At 61.1% G+C, this 563-nt stretch carries 1 protein-coding gene; it reads right to left on the reverse strand.

All coding sequences use genetic code 11. The features are described from left to right. Positions 1–173: 173 nt before the first annotated feature. Positions 174–563, reverse strand: a 390-nt coding sequence (locus tag AC1Q8Q_RS32150) for an AMP-binding enzyme (protein ID WP_492615968.1), incomplete at its 5' end; no start/stop codon positions are given.

Raw genomic sequence — 563 nt, forward strand, 5'->3', positions numbered from 1 at the left:
CTGTACTGCGTCAACAGTCAGAATCGAGCCTTGTCCCTCCTCCTCCCTTCAAGTCCTACCATACAAGCGAGCCTGCTCGCGAAGAGGCCAGCACTGCCACACTAAACAGTCAGCCAACAAAAAGCCCCACCAGGCTCACACCTGGCAGGGCTTCGATGGACGCTGAAGGCTACTTACGCCACATTCATCGTCTTGTGCGTATCAATCAAATGCTGCACCACCCCCGGATCGGCCAGGGTGGAGATATCGCCCAGGCCATCGTATTCGGCGGTAGCAATCTTGCGCAGGATGCGGCGCATGATCTTGCCCGAGCGGGTCTTCGGCAGCCCCGGTGCCCACTGGATGACATCCGGCGAGGCAATCGGGCCGATCTCCTTGCGCACCCAGTTCTTCAGTTCCAGGCGCAATTGCTCGCTGGTCTCCTCGCCCGCGTTCAGGGTGACGTAGACATAAATGCCCTGGCCCTTGATGTCGTGCGGCACACCGACCACCGCCGCTTCGGCGACTTTCGGGTGGGCGACCATCGCGCTTTCGATCTCGGCGGTGCCCATGCGGTGGCCGGA

The sequence above is a fragment of the Pseudomonas sp. GW823-FHT06B06 genome (assembly GCF_058795195.1).